Origin of the sequence: Mycobacterium florentinum (genome assembly GCF_010730355.1) — a bacterium.
Lineage (GTDB): Bacteria > Actinomycetota > Actinomycetes > Mycobacteriales > Mycobacteriaceae > Mycobacterium > Mycobacterium florentinum.
The window spans coordinates 5,975,995-5,992,616 of the sequence record NZ_AP022576.1; the positions used below are offsets into that span (position 1 = coordinate 5,975,995).

General features: G+C 64.4%; 15 protein-coding genes. 8 read left to right on the forward strand and 7 right to left on the reverse strand.

What is annotated here, in order from left to right; all coding sequences use genetic code 11:
• Positions 1-366: 366 nt before the first annotated feature.
• Entirely contained in the window at positions 367-1,521 is a 1,155-nt protein-coding gene (locus G6N55_RS28215) for an acyl-CoA dehydrogenase family protein (RefSeq protein ID WP_085221557.1), read from the forward strand.
• A 14-nt stretch (positions 1,522-1,535) separates the two neighbouring features.
• On the opposite strand, the gene G6N55_RS28220 is transcribed toward G6N55_RS28215, so the two are convergent.
• Positions 1,536-1,730 carry a ferredoxin gene (locus G6N55_RS28220; protein WP_085221558.1) on the reverse strand — a complete coding sequence of 65 codons (195 nt, stop codon included), beginning with the start codon at positions 1,728-1,730 and terminating at the stop codon, positions 1,536-1,538.
• A gap of 208 nt (positions 1,731-1,938) precedes the next feature.
• A complete protein-coding gene (locus G6N55_RS28225) occupies positions 1,939-3,102 on the reverse strand; it encodes an LLM class flavin-dependent oxidoreductase (RefSeq protein ID WP_085221559.1) in 1,164 nt (387 codons plus the stop codon).
• Positions 3,103-3,189: 87 nt separating this feature from the next.
• Between G6N55_RS28225 and G6N55_RS28230 the strand changes: the two genes are divergently transcribed.
• Positions 3,190-3,786, forward strand: coding sequence for a TetR/AcrR family transcriptional regulator (locus G6N55_RS28230; protein WP_085221560.1), 597 nt, complete (start codon positions 3,190-3,192; stop codon positions 3,784-3,786).
• 91 nt (positions 3,787-3,877) lie between these two features.
• Here the strand turns inward: G6N55_RS28230 and G6N55_RS28235 are convergent, their stop codons facing one another.
• The 4 genes from G6N55_RS28235 to G6N55_RS28250 form a co-directional block, all read right to left on the reverse strand.
• On the reverse strand, positions 3,878-4,792 hold the full coding sequence (locus G6N55_RS28235) for a bile acid:sodium symporter family protein (protein ID WP_085221561.1): 915 nt from the start codon (positions 4,790-4,792) through the stop codon (positions 3,878-3,880).
• A gap of 143 nt (positions 4,793-4,935) precedes the next feature.
• Complete coding sequence (locus G6N55_RS28240; RefSeq protein ID WP_085221562.1) at positions 4,936-7,152, reverse strand: molybdopterin-containing oxidoreductase family protein; 2,217 nt, start codon at positions 7,150-7,152, stop codon at positions 4,936-4,938.
• A 25-nt stretch (positions 7,153-7,177) separates the two neighbouring features.
• The gene (locus G6N55_RS28245) at positions 7,178-8,098 is read right to left on the reverse strand and encodes an alpha/beta fold hydrolase (protein ID WP_139826775.1); all 921 of its coding nucleotides are present in this window, start codon (positions 8,096-8,098) and stop codon (positions 7,178-7,180) included.
• 83 nt (positions 8,099-8,181) lie between these two features.
• Positions 8,182-8,670 carry a MaoC/PaaZ C-terminal domain-containing protein gene (locus G6N55_RS28250; RefSeq protein ID WP_085221564.1) on the reverse strand — a complete coding sequence of 163 codons (489 nt, stop codon included), beginning with the start codon at positions 8,668-8,670 and terminating at the stop codon, positions 8,182-8,184.
• Positions 8,671-8,822: 152 nt separating this feature from the next.
• Between G6N55_RS28250 and G6N55_RS28255 the strand changes: the two genes are divergently transcribed.
• Together G6N55_RS28255 and G6N55_RS28260 are read left to right on the forward strand one after the other, a co-directional pair.
• Positions 8,823-10,394, forward strand: coding sequence for an aldehyde dehydrogenase family protein (locus G6N55_RS28255; RefSeq protein WP_085221565.1), 1,572 nt, complete (start codon positions 8,823-8,825; stop codon positions 10,392-10,394).
• 15 nt (positions 10,395-10,409) lie between these two features.
• Positions 10,410-10,592, forward strand: coding sequence for a ferredoxin (locus G6N55_RS28260; protein WP_197747374.1), 183 nt, complete (start codon positions 10,410-10,412; stop codon positions 10,590-10,592).
• Between the two features lie 8 nt (positions 10,593-10,600).
• On the opposite strand, the gene G6N55_RS28265 is transcribed toward G6N55_RS28260, so the two are convergent.
• Positions 10,601-11,716: a CaiB/BaiF CoA transferase family protein gene (locus tag G6N55_RS28265; RefSeq protein WP_085221724.1), complete on the reverse strand. Its 1,116-nt coding sequence runs from the start codon at positions 11,714-11,716 to the stop codon at positions 10,601-10,603.
• A 244-nt stretch (positions 11,717-11,960) separates the two neighbouring features.
• On the opposite strand from G6N55_RS28265, the gene G6N55_RS28270 reads away from it, so the two are divergent.
• The 4 genes from G6N55_RS28270 (at position 11,961) to G6N55_RS28285 (ending at position 16,620) form a co-directional block, all read left to right on the forward strand.
• Positions 11,961-13,055, forward strand: coding sequence for a homogentisate 1,2-dioxygenase (locus G6N55_RS28270; protein ID WP_085221725.1), 1,095 nt, complete (start codon positions 11,961-11,963; stop codon positions 13,053-13,055).
• A gap of 133 nt (positions 13,056-13,188) precedes the next feature.
• Positions 13,189-14,382, forward strand: a complete 1,194-nt coding sequence (locus G6N55_RS28275) for a cytochrome P450 (protein WP_085221566.1) — start codon at positions 13,189-13,191, stop codon at positions 14,380-14,382.
• 39 nt (positions 14,383-14,421) lie between these two features.
• A complete protein-coding gene (locus tag G6N55_RS28280; RefSeq protein ID WP_085221567.1) occupies positions 14,422-15,255 on the forward strand; it encodes a mycofactocin-coupled SDR family oxidoreductase in 834 nt (277 codons plus the stop codon).
• 45 nt (positions 15,256-15,300) lie between these two features.
• Positions 15,301-16,620, forward strand: a complete 1,320-nt coding sequence (locus G6N55_RS28285; protein ID WP_232078856.1) for an NAD(P)-binding protein — start codon at positions 15,301-15,303, stop codon at positions 16,618-16,620.
• Positions 16,621-16,622 lie beyond the last annotated feature (2 nt).

Sequence of the window (16,622 nt, forward strand, 5' to 3'; positions counted from 1 at the left end):
CCGGTCCGAAAAGCCTTATGTCGAAGCCTTGATGCGGTTGACGAGCGAGATGTTGCACCCACGCTGCACGTGATGTGAGATCGGCTACAGCCTCACCGGCGTTAAACTTACGACACTAGGTATGAGACGTCAATCAAGAAATGTCAGCTGATGTGCGGCCGCCCAGTCGGCCCGCCTTGCCGGAGCCGGTGCGTTAACTGGAAAACATGTCTGTACAGAGGCTGAAGCGCCGAAAAGGACGCTCGTCGCACCCGGCCGCGCCCAAAAGGCGCGACCGCGACGCGCAACGCCCGGCCCTGCTACCCATTGGCGACCACGGGCCGTAATCTACGACAGCAAGGTTATTGGTTGCGGCGCGGAGGTGTGATGGACAGCGACCTGTTCGACGCGGACCACGAACGGTTCCGCGCGTCGGTACGCGGATTCGTGGACACGCATGTGGTTCCGAAGCTGCAGCAATGGGACACCGATCGCCTGATCGACCGCGAGACCTGGCGGATCGCGGGCAAGCTCGGCCTCCTCGGCCAGTCCGCGCCCAAAGAGTTCGGCGGCGCGGACGAGCAGGACTACCGCTATCGAGTGGTGATTCAGGAGGAGATCGCGCGGGTCGGCGCATCGGCCCTGCAGTCGGGCTTCTCCACCAATGACGACATCGTCTTGAACTATCTGCTTCGTCACGCCGGTGAAGGGCAGCGTCAACGGTGGCTGCCCGGATTCGTGACCGGCGAGACCATCGGGGCCATCGCGATGACCGAGCCCGCGGCGGGCAGCGACCTGCGCGCCATCGGGGCCACCGCCAAAAAAGACGCGCGCGGCTGGGTCCTGAACGGCTCCAAGACCTTCATCACCAGCGGCATCCTGTGTGATCTGGTGATCGTCTTTGCCAAGACGGATCCGGACGCGGGCTCGCGGGGCTTCAGCTTGTTCGTGGTCGAGGACGGCACGCCCGGCTTCTCCCGAGGCCGCAAGCTGGACAAGGTGGGGCTGCATGCGCAGGACACCGCCGAGCTGATGTTCGACGATGTGCTCCTCGGACAAGACAACCTGCTCGGCGACGAGGGGGCGGGATTCGCCTACCTGATGCAGAGCCTGCCGCTGGAACGCCTCGGGATTGCAATTGCCGCACAGGTTTCCGCTGAGGCAGTGTTCGATTGGACGATGACCTACGTCGGTCGGCAGCGCGCGTCCGGCGAACGAGTAGGCGATTTTCAGTCACCGGGATTCGTTCTGGCCGAGATGAAGACGGCAATCGAGGTGTCTCGGGCGTACCTGGATCGCTGCGTGCGCGCCTACAATCGGCGGGCATTGAGCGCCGTCGATGCGGCCAAGGCCAAGTATTGGGCGACCGAATTGCAGGGTCGCGTGATCGACGCCGGCCTGAAGCTACACGGCGACTACGGATACATCCCCGAATACCGGTTCGCCAAGGCTCTTATCGACGCGCGTATTCAGCGAATCTACGGCGGCACAAACGAAATCATGAGAGAGATCATCCGGCGGGATCTGATGGCTTCGGTCTAGACGCAAACCGCTTGTCAGTCGTCCTCGATGATCAGCGCGACCTCGGGGCAGGCGTTCACACCTAACCGGGTGGCTTGCTCGTCGCCGGGGGCGACGGCGTGGTCCTGCAGGATGGAGTAACCGTCGTCGTCGATGGGGAACAAGTCCGGCTCGACCGCGAAACACTGCGCGTGTCCAGCGCACTTACCGCGTTCAAGGTGAACCTTCATTACCTACGCCTCCAGACAAACAGTTCGGCGCCAAAGGGGCTGTTTGGTCGTCTCTTTCACGCAAAACTATAGGCTTTAGTTGTTTTCGAGTCCAGAATGGAGTGGCTCCGCAATGTCTTGTTGAATGGCTGCAGGCACTGGACCAAGCAAGAACGCCCCACCGAGACCAAGGCGGCTCGGATCACACCGTTTGCGTTGGGCCAGAACGCTATACGACGCTCGCGACCGGCTGGCCGTTCAGCTCACGCAGGGCGTCGAAGGTCTCGGCCAGCCGGCGGGCGCCGCTGACTGCCGAGCCCATGTCGCCCGAGGTGACCAGGGCGCCGTAGTCACCGATCATGACGTGCGTGCATCCGGCCTCGATGAATGGCTGAATCATCTTCGCCACCTCTGTGGGCGTTCCGGAGAAGCGCATGTTGCGAACCATCTCCGGCGAGACCTTGTCGATCACCTTCAGCGCATCCTCCCGACTGACTTCCATCGGCAACAGGTCGCGGACATAGGCGAAGTCTTCCCCGAGCGGGTTGACCTGCCCGTGCCGCGCCCATGCCTGCGGACCCGGCACCAGGGCGGCCGAATCCCAACGGATCACGGGGTTGTTGACCAGCTCCTCCACGTGGGCGTCGTCATCGCCGAGCACGACCCCGAACAACATCAGCTTCGTCAATGTCGACGGGTCGCGGTCGACCTCCTCGGCCAGGCGGTTGAATTCGGCGATCTGTTCCACGTACTCCTGTGCGCTCGACCCGGGGAAGTATGAGCACCAACCATCGGCGAGCTGCGCCGCGTACCTCATTGCTTTCCCTGGCCCGCCCGCTACGAGCAGGTCCGGGCCGCCGGGTGTATATGCCGGAGTCGAGATACCACCATTGGCGACCCGCCAGAACTTTCCGTCGAAGTTAACCGGCTCGTCGGCCGAGAACCACAGTTTCAGCAGCTTGAGGGTCTCCTCGAGCCGTCCGAATGGGCGGTCCCGAGTGATGCCGTAGGGCGTGTTCTGCTTGTTTTCTCCCGCGCCCAGCGCGAGGAAGAAGCGACCCTCGCTGTAGTGATCCAGCGTCAGCGCCAATTGCGCCAGTACGTCCGGGCTGCGGCGCGATACGTCGCTTGCCGAGAGCCCCATGCGGATGTTCTCCGTGACGATGGCGGTCTCGGTGAGTTGAGGCCAGGGCTCGAGCCACGCGTCGATGTGGAACAACTCTGCCGCGGGCGCCAAATCCGGGGTCCAGATCGAGCGGGGGATCGTCAGGCAGTGCTGATCCCAATAGGTCAGGAAGTCGAGCCCGGCCTCGTCGTACGCCTGGACGGCCTGTCGGTGCCCCGCGACCGGGGGGAATTGGACCGGGGCCACACCGTATTTCACATCCCGCATGACTCTCCTCGCGAGGCGATGAGCTGATGGGCGAAACGTATGACAGATTTCAATTCTTGTCAATCGTCTAGATGATAATGTGGCGAGGTGCTCGACTTCGGCGAAAGCCGCACCAGCAACGAAGAGGCGCTCAACAAGGTTGTCTCCGCCGCCCGGGAAGTGTTCGCCCGCTACGGTATTCACCGCACCCGGATGGAGGACATCGCCGCCGCTGCCGGCATCCCGCGTCAATACCTCTACCGGTACGTTGCGAGCAAGGAGCAGCTGATCGAGTTAGCTCTCCTCGAGCGATGCCGAGAATTCTCCGACGAGATTCTCGAGCGAACCCGCGTCGGCACCAAGAGCCCCGAACGGGCGCTCGCGACCGCAATCGTCGCCTGTGTCGTCGCCGGTCGCGGTGACACTGAATTTGCTTACCTCGCCGAAGCTTTGTCGCGCACCCGGCTGAACCTCATCCTGTCGGGCTCGGGGTCGCCGATGCATACCTATGTCAAGCGCTGCCTGAGCCCGATCCTCGAGCGTGCGCGGTCTGCTGGACGTCTGCGCACCGACGCGACCGAGGATGCAATCATCGACTGGCTGCAAGGACAGATGACGTGGCTGACTCCACGCGACGACCTCGACGAACCCGCAATGATGAAGCTGCTGCTGACTTTCGTTGTGCCGGCGTTGTTTCAGCCCTGATCAGAAACTGGGCCCGGGCCAACGACTTCCCGGGTGTACGCGCCGAAATCAGCTGGAATGGCGAATTCAGTTCTGCCCGAACAGAAATGCCTCACGTGAGGTCTTCCTGCGGGTCCTTGGACCGCGCACCTTGCTCGAGGCGACCGGGATCGCGGAACGAAGGGTCCAGCCTGCGAACGGTGGAAATGAACGCGATGGCGATAAACAGCGCGATGATGCCGTACACCGCTGCCGGGATGGCCATTTCGGGGTTGTTGAGTAGCTGTGGACTCAGGGCTATGCCCATGGCCAACACGCCGTTGTGCATGCCGATCTCGAGGCTCATCGCGATCGCCTGCCGTGCGGCAAGACGCATCATGCGCGGTGCCAGATAGCCGATGGTCAGACTGGTGATGCAGAAGACCGCAACGGCGCCACTCAGTACGCCGAAGTAGCGCGCGAGCGTTCCCCAGGATTTGATGAGGGTCGCCGCGATGATGAGCACCAACAGCAGTGCCGCGGCGATTCGGATTGGTGTGTGAAGCCGCCGCGCAAGCCCGGGAAGACGGTGGCGGATCGCAACACCGATCGCCGTGGGCACCAGCACAAGCCCGAACACCCCGAGGAACTTGTCCCATTGCAGCGGGAGAAAGCGGCCATTCCCGAGGAACCACGTCATCGAAAACGCCAGTATCACCGGCACCGCGACGATCGACAGCACCGCGTTGATCGCGGTCAACGTGAGGTTCAGGGCAAGGTCGCCATTGAACAGGTGACTCAGGATGTTTGCGGTCGTCCCGCCCGGGGTGGCTGCCATCAGCATCAGACCGACCGCCAGGTTCGGTGGAAGGTCAAACGCTTCGGCGACCAGCCAGCATAGCGCCGGGAGTAGCAGGGCCTGGCAGATCAAGGCCACCGCCAGCGGTCGCCTCAGTGTCGCGGCGCGCCGGAAGTCGTCGATCGTGAGTGTCAGCCCCAGGGCCAGCATGACGACCCCGACGACCAACGGAAAATACCGGTTGTCCATGAAACCCCGCGTTGCCGGTGCGTTGAAGCCGTCAGTAGCGACCGGCCCGCAATCGAATGCGACTGCTAGTCCTCAGTTCCCGTTCCTAGCATCATCCGAGCGGTCTTGCAGCATAACGATCGTTCGCGGTTGTCGTAGCGCGATCAGCGTCGAGTCACAGCCTCCTGCAACGGCGCCCGCTCCCCGGTTGTCACCGGCTCCAGCCGCACCGGGATTCCATCCAGCAGAGTCATCCCGGCGATCTTTTCGACGTCGGCGATCTCGCTCGACGCGAGGACATTGATGTTCGGGCCGCCGGCTTCGTTGGCCAATCGCCATCCGGCCGCACGGTGTCCCCAGCCGTGCGGCACGGCGATGGTGCCCTCGATGATCTCGTCGGTCACCATCACCTCGGTCTCGATCTCTCCCGACGCCGACACGATGCGTACCCGATCACCGGTCATCACCCCGGCGTGTGCGGCATCCTTCGGGTGCACCCGGGCGGTGTGCTTGCGGCGTGCGGTCATCAGCGAGGGCAGGTTGTGCATCCACGAATTGTGGGAATGCAGCTCGCGCAACGTGATCAGCGACAACGGCAGGTCAGGGTCCGTGTCGTGCCGTTCACCGAGCCGGCGCGATTCGGCAAGTACCTGGGCGGCGTCCAGATGTACCAGACCGTCTTTGTGGCGGATCCTCTTGTGTTGTTCGCCGGTGGGTTGGTGCTCGCCCAGCACCATCCCGTTGTCCGCGGCCGCCAGCTTCTTCAGGCTCAACCCGCCGCGGCGCAGGCCGAAGAAGTCGCCGTAGGGTCCCAGCCGCACGGCCAAATCGACCAGGGTGCGCGGCGTTGGCCTGATCCCGACCCTGGCCGCCGCACGTAGCATCGGCACGCTGTATGGGGCGATGCCGATGCGTCGGCCGATTTCGTCGATGATCTGCCACTCGTCCTTGCATTCACCCCGCGGCGGGATGACCGCCTCGGTGGACTCCGCAAAGGGCAGCGTGTGGTTCTGCAGAAACTGCAGTGGTACATCGTGCTTTTCGAGGAACGTGGTGCCCGGCAAGATGTAGTCGGCCAGCAGTCCCGTCTCCGAGACGTACAGGTCGATCGAGACCATCAGGTCGAGGCGCTTGATGCCCCGGGTGAGTTCGTCGGGATTGGGGTTGGCCAGCACCGGGTTTCCACCGACGGTGAAGAAGGCCCGCAACTGTCCGTCGCCTTCGGTGAGCATTTCCTTGGCCATCATCACCGAGGGCAGCATGCCGAACGCGTCGGGGAAGCCGCCGACGCGGCCGAAGTGTTTGCCGAAGGTATCGGCGGCCTTGTTGAAGGTCGGCGGCGTCAAGGACTTGCCGAGCAAGGAGCCGCCCGGTCGGTCGAAATTGCCGGTGACGACGTTGAGCGCATCGAGCAGGAAGACGGTCAGGGTGCCGTGCCGGCCGCGGCAGGTGCCGATTCGCCCGTACACCGCCGCCGTGCGCGCGGTCGCGAGATCACGTGCGAGCTGGCGGATCTCGTCGGGGCCAAGTCCGGTGCGCCGCGCCGCCTCCTCGCAGGTATAGCTGTCACTGGCGACCATCTGGCGCAGCATCTCGATTCCGCGCGAGGTCTTCGCGATGGCCGTACGGTCCTCGAGCCCCTCGTCGAAGATCACCCGCAACATGGCACCGAGCAGCCACGCGTCCGAGTCGGGACGTACCTGCAGATGCTCGAAGACCCGCGCGGTCTCGGTCCGTCGCGGATCGACGACGACAACCCGGCCGCCGCGCTTGGGGATCGCGCGCAGTGTCTCTTTGATATGTGGCGCGGTCAGCAGGCTGCCATGCGACACAAAGGGATTGGCGCCCAGCATCAGCAGGAAATCGGTACGTTCCAGATCCGGAATCGGGAAGATCAGCGCAGAACCGTAGAGGAACGCGCTGGCCGCCGAGCGACTCGCCGTGTCTTGAGACCCGGGAGTGTAAAAGTGCGGCGAGTGCAGGGCATCGAGAAATCCCTTGACCCACATCGGCGGTGAATACGAAAAGTAGACCGGGTTGCCCAGGTAAGCGCCCACGGCGCCGCCGCCGTGCGTGCCGATCACGGCCCTGAGTTTCGACGCGATCTCGTCGAAGGCCTGCGCCCAGCTGATGCGCTCGAATTGCTCAAGGCCGCCATGCCCCCGCGGTACCCCGGCCTTGCGCCGCAACGGGTGCAGCACCCGGTCCGGGTCGTTGACCAATTCGGTCATTGCGACGCCCTTCGGGCAGCCGAACCCCCGCGAGATCGGATGATCCTTGTCGGGTCGCATTTGGATCAACACGCCGTCTTCCACGGTGGCGACGTACCCACAGAGCGCTTCGCAGATGCGGCAGTAGGTATGCGCATGGGTCACGGTCATGGCGCGCCTCCGAATCGTGAATTAATCAGCAAACTTGGTGTTGCTGGCTGCCGCTTGCGCCGTCGCCGGCGCGTGCGGCCAGGAAATTGAGCGCCAAATCGTTGAAGCGGTCGGGGAATTCGACCATCGGGCAATGTCCCGAGTCAGAGAAAACAGCGAGTTCGCAGTCGGGTAGCTTGTCGTGCATTTGGTAGGCAGACTTGGGAGACACAACGACGTCGTGCTCGCCCCAGACGAGTAGGACCGGGCAGGTGATCGATTCGGGCACCGTCGCGTGCACGGAGCGCGCGGCGGCGGGGATCGCGTCGACCGAACCCGGGCCCCCAAATGTCGGCATGGTCATGGCTGCCAGCTGCGCCGACATCACCCGGGGATCGCGAAGGGCCGCGCGCAGTGCTATCCGCCGAACCCACATCCTGGTCGCGAGTGCGTGCCGGACGAAGCGTCGTCGCAAGATAGCCGAGCACAGCCGCAGCACCACAAGAATGACTGCCAGACGCCGCTCCGACATCGGCACACCGCCGGAGTCGACCAGAATGAGGCGCGATGTGCGTCGCGGGTCGGCTTTGAACATTTCTATCGCGACTAGACCACCCATGGAATGTCCTGTGACCGTTGCTGATTCGATGCCGAGCTCAGTGAGCAGGTCGAGCACGGTGCGCGCGTGGGTGGCCATTTCGGCCGGCGCGGGCAACGGATCGGATTGGCCGAAGCCGGGCAGGTCGACTGCGATGACGCGGTGCTGCTGTGCCAGTGCAGGAATATTCTCAAGCCACCATTGCCAACTCGAGGCCATGCCGTGCAACAGAACTACAGCCGGTCCCATGCCGTAGTCGAGGTACTGCACCCGCAGGCCGTTGATCACGCGATAGGCGATCGACGGAGCCCAGTCGATGTCAGTCCAGTGCGGGACAGCCGTCGCGCCACCGGGGGGTGACGACGTCACCACCGCTGCCTTCGTCGGAGGCGCGCGCTAAACCTCATGACGGTAGGTTAAAGCATGGGGGCGCTTCCAGGCCAGATTCAGTGTCAATCGGTGGCGGGATGGCGGCGACGAACGACCTGGATGCCCACCATCGTCATCACCAGGTCGCCGTTTTGATCGACCATCTCGTACTGGCAGTGCACGTCGGCATTTCGGGGACCCATTTTGACGTCGAGCACCTCCAGCGATCCGGTCAGCACCGAGCCGGGGCGGACCGGATGGGGCAACCGCATCCGGTCGAATCCCTTGCCCGCGACCAACGCGAGCCGGGCCATGAATTTGGGCGACGAGATGCTCGCGAACAGCGAGAGGGTGTGCATGCCGCTGGCGATCACATCCCCGAACGGTGATTCGGTTCCGTCGAGGTGGATCGGAAGCGGGTCGAATTGACTGGCAAATTGGATGATTTCGTCGCGACTCACTTCGACGTGGCCGAGGTCCATCCAGTCTCCGACCGCGAGATCCTCCGCGTACAGCGTCTGGTGGGACGTCACGGACGCAAGATCGCGGCCCTCGTGGCGCGGCAGGCTCATCCGGACAGGCTAGAGGGCCGTTGATTGCACTGTTCGGGCGGCCGGGGCGCTGTGGCTCGGCCGGTGGATCGGAGGTGCTCCCCAAACCGCCTCCTTTTTGGTACCAAACATTGTTAGGATATCGCCACCGCAGTCCACCGAAAGGACCGTCGATGACGACGCAGACCGATTTGGGTGTGAGCGACTCGTTACGCGAGCCCGGATTCATCGAAGTCCGCTGCCCAGCCGATGGGCGGGTGGTCGGCAGCGTGCCGGACATGACGTCGGGGCGGGTGCACGAAATCGCGCAGCAGCTGCGGGCGGCGCAACCGGCGTGGGAGGATTTAGGACCTCAGGGCCGGGCCAAACATGTTCTGCGGCTTCTGGACTGGGTGCTTGACAACGAGAAGCGGTTGCTCGGCCTGATGCAGGAGGAGACGGGCAAGTCGTGGGGTGACGCCCAGGTCGAGACCGCCGTCGTGGTCGACGCGGTCAACTACTTCACCAAGCATGCGGTGGAATTCCTCGCAGACCGCACCGTCGAGCGTTCGGGCGCGATGGCGTTGACCAAGAACCTGCGCGTCTTCCATCGCCCACACCAGCTGGTGGGGGTGATCACCCCGTGGAACGGCCCGCTGGCTACCCCAACGATCGATGGCATCCCGGCGCTGATGGCCGGGGCGGCCGTCCTTTTCAAGCCGTCCGAGGTGACGCCGCTGACCTGGGCCGAGGTGACCCGCGGCTGGCTGGAAGAGGTCAAGGGACCGCCGGTGCTGGCGTGCGTGACGGGCGGTGGCGCCACCGGGGCCGCGGTGGTCGACGAGGTGGACATGATCCAGTTCACCGGATCAACGGCCACCGGCCGAAAGATCGCCGCTCGAGCGGGGGAGAGGCTGATCCCGTGCGGTTTAGAGCTCGGCGGTAAGGACGCGATGATCGTGCTCGACGACGCCGACATCGACCGGGCGACAAGCGGCGCCGTGTGGGGCGGTCTGTGGAACTCCGGTCAGATCTGCGTGTCGGTCGAACGAATCTATGTGCAGGACAAGGTCTACGACGAATTCGTGAACAAACTGACCGACAAGGTCACCGCGCTGCGTCAGGGCATGGACCGCGACGGCAGCTTCGAGACCGACATCGGGGCAATGGCGACCGAGAACCAGGTACGCATCGTCGAGCGTCATGTCGCCGATGCGCTGCAGGCCGGCGCGCGCGCCGTGACCGGCGGTAAGCGGGGCAACGGCGGGACGTTCTTCCAGCCCACGGTGCTGACGGGCGTCGACCATTCGATGGCGTGCATGCGCGAGGAAACGTTCGGGCCGACGCTGCCGGTGATGCGAGTCCGGGACGAGGACGAGGCGATCCGGTTGGCCAACGACTCGCCTTACGGCTTGGCCGCGAGCGTGTTCAGCGGGAACAAGGAACGGGCCGACCGAGTCGCCCGCCGGCTGGAAACCGGCGCGGTCAACATCAACAGCGTGCTGACCGCCACGATGCTGCTCACCCTGCCGATGGGCGGGTGGAAGTCGTCCGGGGTGGGCGGTCGCAACGGCGGTGCGGCGGGACTCCTCAAATTCTGCCGGCAGCAAGCTGTGGTGACCGAGCGTTTCAATCTGAGATCCGAACCGCACTGGTACCCGTATCTGCCCCGGATGAGCCGACTTCAGGCGCGGTTGGTCCGGATTACCGGGGCGCACGACTGGCGGCGCCGGCTGGGCCGCAAGGGCAAGAACCGCAAGGGGTGAGTGACGTTGTCTCGGGTGACCATCGACCCGGCGAAATGCCAGGGCCACGGCCGGTGCGTGCTCATCGCGCCGACCTACTTCGACATGGACGACGCCGGTTTCGGGACGGTAGTGCGTGACGACGTCGAGGAGGCCGACAAGGCCGACATCGACGAGGCGGTGTTGAGCTGCCCGGAGCACGCCATCACCTTCGAGTGAAGCGGTGTCTAACCGGAGGCCGCGACGGTCCCATCGGCGATCAAAGAACTGACCTCCTCGTCGCTGAAACCCGACTCCCGCAGCACATCTCGGGTATCCGCACCGGTTGCCCGCGGCGCCGGACCGGGGCGTCCCGGGGTGCGGGATAGTCGCGGCGCGGGCCCGGCGGTCACCGAACCGTCCGGTGCGGTGGTGATCGTGGCGCGTGCTCGCAAGTGCGGATCGTCCGCGAGTTCGTCGAGTTCGAGAACCGGTGCCCCGCAACCGTCGACATCGGCGAACACTGCGCTCCAGTGGGCGCGTGGCTTGGTCGCGAAAACCGCTGCGATTCGTTCGCGCAATTCGGGCCAGCGCGCCTGGTCGAGCTGAGCGGACATATCGACGTTGTCAATCCCAAGGGCGCCAAGGAAATTGGCGTAGAACTTCGGTTCGATTGCGCCAACCGCGAAGAACCGACCATCGGCGCAGGCGTAGGGGCCGTAGAACGGCGCGGAGCCGGACAGGATATGGCGGCCGCGGCCGGCCCAGATGCCCGCGTTGAACTCGGCAAGGTTGGTCAGGTTCAGTAGTGCCGAACCATCGGCGATCGAGGCGTCGATCACTTGGCCCCGGCCGGTGACGGTGCGCTCGTAGATCGCCATCACGATTCCCAGCGCGGCGAACAGCGAGCCACCGGCCAGGTCGCCCAGCATGGCCAACGGTGGTACCGGTCGTTCGTCGCCGATCACCCCGAGCGTGCCCGCGATCGCCGCGTAGTTGATGTCGTGTCCGGCTCGGTCGCGGTAGGGACCGTCTTGGCCCCACCCGGTCAACCGCGTGTAGATGAGTCTCGGATTGCGTTCGCACAGTATGTCCGGGCCCAGCCCACGGCGTTCCATCGTGCCGGGACGGTTGCTCTCCAGCAGGACATCGGCGGCGTCGGCAAGGCGCGCAATGACCTCGGCTCCGCCCGGCGCGCGCAGATCCACCACGACCGACCGTTTACCTCGCGACAGCGACTTGGCCGGATCGAAGGGGTGCGGCGTGGCCGGCCGTTCCACCGCAACCACGTCGGCCCCGAAGTCGGCCAGCAGCATCGAACAGAAGGGCCCGGGACCCAACGCGCTGAGGTCCAGCACCCGCACGCCGGTCAACGGTGGCACACCGGTTTTCGTGACGCTCGACGGTGGAGGCTGGACCACCCGGTCAAGATACCAAACTTAGTTTGTTTGTGGTGTGGTTTCCCGGGTGCGAACGCGTTCAAGGGCTGGCCGCGGTAGGCCGATAAGTGGTTCCAAGCGCGTTTTTGCCCACGTCCTCATCGCTCATGGCCATAACCAAATGATGATCGTCAAATGCTAGATGATGTCCTATGCTGAGGCCATGACCATGCGCACCTTGATCCAGCTCAGCAAGGGCAAGACGAGCAGGCAGGCCCACCGAAATCTGCCCGGCGCGGGCACCAACGGCGAATTGCTGAAAGACGATGAACTCACCAGGCGGGGCTTCGACGGCCGTGAGGCCGTGCTGTACCGCTCCAATGACCCGACGGTTTTTCGCACCGAGGGCCGGTTCAAGTCGACCAGCGCCATGCTTGGCGACATCAAGCCGGAGGACCTCACCGATCCGCGGGGTAACCCGCAACGGCTCTACTACAACGCCGATGCCACCATCTGGCTGTCACGGCGTGCCGAGCCGATGCCGTTCTACCGGCGCAACGTGGACGGCGACGAATGCTGGTTCGTTCATCGGGGATCGGGAACGGTCGAAACGGAATTCGGCCCAATCAGTTACGGCCAAGGCGATTACGTCGTCATTCCCAAGGCAATCACGCACCGATTCGTGGTCGACGCCGGCGAGACCATGTTGTTCGGCATCGAGACGGTGGGTGAACTGCGGGCCCCCACCTATGTGGGGCTTGGCAGGCACGCCCCGTTCGACCCTGACGTGATCCGGGTGCCCGAACCCGCCGCCATCGTCTCGGATCGGGACGAATACGAGATCAGGGTCAAATACGACCACGAGTACTCGTCGATCTTCGTCGACCATCACCCCTGCGACGTGCAGGGCTGGAAGGGTGACTACTTCCCGTTCGCGTTCAATATCGCCGACTGGAACGTGATCATGTCCGACAGCCTGCACCTGCCGCCGTCGATGCATTGCTTTCTGGTCGCCGACGGCATCAACATCATCAATTTGCTGCCGCGCCCGTTCGAGACCGTTGCCGGAGTCGAGCGCATCCCGTGGTTCCACCGCAATGCCGACTACGACGAGATCGCCTTGATCCATGGCGGCAAATCGCTCGGACGTCCACTCAAATCCGGTCTGGTGAGCCACGATCCGCAGGGAATCCACCACGGCTTCCCCGATCGCGCCCGCATCAAGTCTCGCCGCGAATGGGACGAACACTCGAGGATCGAGTGGGAGATCATCATGGTCGAGGCCGCGCGTCCGCTGAAGTTGGACCCCGCCGTACAGGGCTGAGGTCGGCGTCGCGCGCCGGCGCTGTGCAGGTCACATCGGGTGTTGGACGTGATCCACTTCATATGGCATGCTGGCCAATTAAATACCAAACACTGTTTGAGAACTTGTTGACCGAGATTCTGGAGCCGTCTCGATGACCTCTTCCGCCGTTGATCGCAACCTCGCCGCTTTGCTCCCCACTTTCGACCTGTTCGACCCCGAACACGAGAACTGGAAGTACGACGCTTTCGCGTACGCCCGCGAACACTGCCCGGTTGTGCGCACCGAGACCGAACTGACCGGTCCGATGTGGATGGTTACCCGTTACGCCGATGTTCGCCACGTCCTCGAGGACCCGGAAACGTTCTCCTCGCAGGGAGGTTCACCCGCGCCCACCCCGATCGGCCTGGGCCCGCTGGACTCGGATCCGCCGCTGCACACCGGGTTTCGCAAGCTGCTCAACCCCTACTTGTCCCGCAAGTACGCGCTGACGTTCGAGGCCGAGATGCGCTCCATCGCCCGCGAGCTCATCGACGGGTTCGTCGACAAGGGAGAGGTGGAACTCCTCGGTGAGTTCGCCGGACCGTTCGTGTCCCGGGTGCTGGCGTCGGTGGTGTTCAAGGAAACCGACATGGCGAAAATGGAGCGGGCCAAAGAGGTCGTGTTCGCCGTGACCGAGGACGGCACCGAACAAGACTTCATGAATCTCGGCATGCTGGCCGCCGAGTATCTGAGCGCGGCTACCGAGAATCCACCCGAGGAAGAGGGCATCCTGCGGTCGCTGGTCACCGGCACGGTTGACGGCAAGCCGTTGGAGTCGCACGAGGCGCTCGGCGCCATCTGCGTGCTGTTCCTGGGCGGGCTCGACACAACGCGCTCGGCGATCGGCACCATCGCCATGCATATCGCTCTGCAGCCGGAACTCGAAGCCCGCGTGCGGGATCCGCGCTGGGTGCGCAACGACATGGACGAATTCATCCGCCATGCCTCGCCGGTGGCCACCTTTGGTCGCACGGTCACCCGCGACACCGAGGTCGGTGGCTGCCCGATGCGCAAGGGCGACCGGGTGCTGGTGCGATTCGACTCGGCCAACCGCGATGAAGAGAAGTTTCCCGCGGCCGACAAGCTGCAGTTCGACCCGCCGCGCGGTGGCAACGCCGGCTTTGGTCTGGGCATCCACCGATGTGTGGGCATGCACCTGGCCCGCGTCGAGATCGCGATCGCGTTCGAAGAGCTGCTGGCGCGGATCACCAACCTGAAGTTCGACGCAGATCCGGCCGACCTCAAGTGGGCTCCCGGCATCGCCAACTGCCCTGACCGCGTCCCGCTGACCTTCGAAAAAGTCTGAGCAGAAGCTAATTTCGTCCACTCTCGATTGGAGAAATAGATGACCGGACGGGTAGCCGGCAAGGTCGCGCTGATCACCGGAGCGGCGCGCGGGCAGGGGCGCAGCCACGCGCTGCGGCTTGCCGCGGAGGGTGCCGACATCATCGCGCTCGATATCTGCCGTCAGATCGAGTCGGTGCCTTATTCGCTGGCGACGCCCGAGGATCTTGAGGAGACCGGCCGCCAGGTCAAGGAACTCGGCCAGAACGTGGTGACCCGCGAGGTCGACGTCCGAGACGGTGAGGCGCTGATCGCGGCGGTGAACGACGGTGTGAGCCAACTCGGGCGACTCGACATCGTGGTGGCCAACGCCGGCATCATGTCAATCGGTCCGTCGTTCGAACTGTCCGAGCAGACCTGGTCGCAGGTGGTCGACATCAATCTGTCCGGAGTGTGGCGAACGACGAAAGCCGCGGTGCCGCACCTGATTGCCGGAGGCAATGGTGGCTCGATCGTGCTGACCAGCAGCATCGCCGGGCTCATCGGTCAGCCCGGACTCGCGCATTACGTCGCGGCCAAGCACGGGGTGGTCGGGTTGATGAAGACGCTGGCACTCGAGCTGGCCCCGTTGAGCATCCGGGTCAACACCGTCAATCCGACGTGTGTCGATACCGACATGATCATGAACGAAGCGACTTACCGGATCTTCCTACCCGACGATCCGCATCCGACGCGTGACAAGTTCGCCGTTCCGGCCGGGGAGATGAACGCGTTGCCGGTGCCGTGGATCGAAAGCGGCGACGTGAGCAACGCGGTGTTGTTCCTGGCCAGCGACGAAGCCCGCTACATCACCGGCATCTCGCTGCCCGTCGATGCGGGCGCCGTGGCCAAGTGATACTCGATGGCACTCGATGCGACCGCAAAGAGGTTGAGGGACAGCGTGTCTGAAAGCGTTGACGAAGTCTTTGACGTATTGGTGATCGGTGCGGGCGCTGGCGGAATGGCGGCCGCGGCGCGCCTGAACCGCCTTGGATATCGAACCCTGCTGGCGGAGAGCAGGGATCGAGTCGGGGGCCGCGCGTCGACGGTCGAGATCGACGGATTCCGGGTCAACACCGGTGCGTTGATCATCGAGACCGGTGGCGAGAACGGGAAGTTGTTCGAAGACCTGGGGCTATCGATGGGGACCAGGTTGCCGACTCAGCCGCTGGTGTTGCGGTTGGGCAAACGCGACGTCCCGGTGATGAACGGAATGCCCGGCGCGGTATTGCACGGGTCGATATCGCTGTTGGGCATCGCCGCCCGCCGATTTCCTCGGCTGCGACCTGCGCCGGGGCGCACCCTCGCGGACGTGACGGCCCGTCGCGGCCCGTTCTTGCGTGGCCTGCTGCGCAATCTGACCAGCGCCCTGTTCGCGGCCGAGCCCGCCGACGTGGAAGCCGCATTGCTGTTCGACTACCTCACCAAACCGAAGGCCTTGGACACCTACGCGATGCACCCCGAAGGCAGCATCGGCCCGTGGCGCGTGTTGGCCGACGACTTCGAGCGCACCGGCGGGGTGCTGTGGCTGAATAGCGAGGTCAGAAAGCTGACATTCGACGACGCCGGTCGTGTCGACGGCGCGGTCGTGCATCGCGACAAGGCCGACGTGTCCGTCGCGGTGCGCGCCGTGGTCAGCAATGCCGGCCCGGTGGCGACCGTGCGCATGTGCGGCGAGGACAATCTGCCCCCCGGCTATGGGGAACGGATCCGGACGCAGTCGGCCCCGAGCACCCTGATCACGGTGAACTTCGCCAGCAGGCGACCACTCACCACGGTGCCGGGAGTGGTGTTCTTCGGTCCGACCCGGCGCCTGGCCTACGCGGCGAATCTGACCGAGACGTGTCCCGAGATGGCGCCACCGGGATGGCATCTGTACGCCGGCGCCAGCACGCCGCATCCGGCTACCGGCCCCTTCGACGAAGCCGCCGAGGTCGAGATGTTGAAAGCCGATCTCGCCGAACACTTTCCGGGCTTCGAAACGGCGAAGATCTTGTCGATACAAATCTGTGCGGGGGAGGACTGGCCGGCCCAGCGGGCCATCGCCGGTCGTGACCTTCCGCAGACGACCCCGATTTCCAACCTGTTCAACGTCGGCGACGGGGTGCGGGAATGGGCAACGGCGGGCCAGAGTGGTTGCGTGCACTCGGCTCGGTTGGTCGTCGAACGTGTTGCGTCGCAGGTTCCGGTGCTGGCTAAGCGGGTCGACGGTGTGGTTTGATG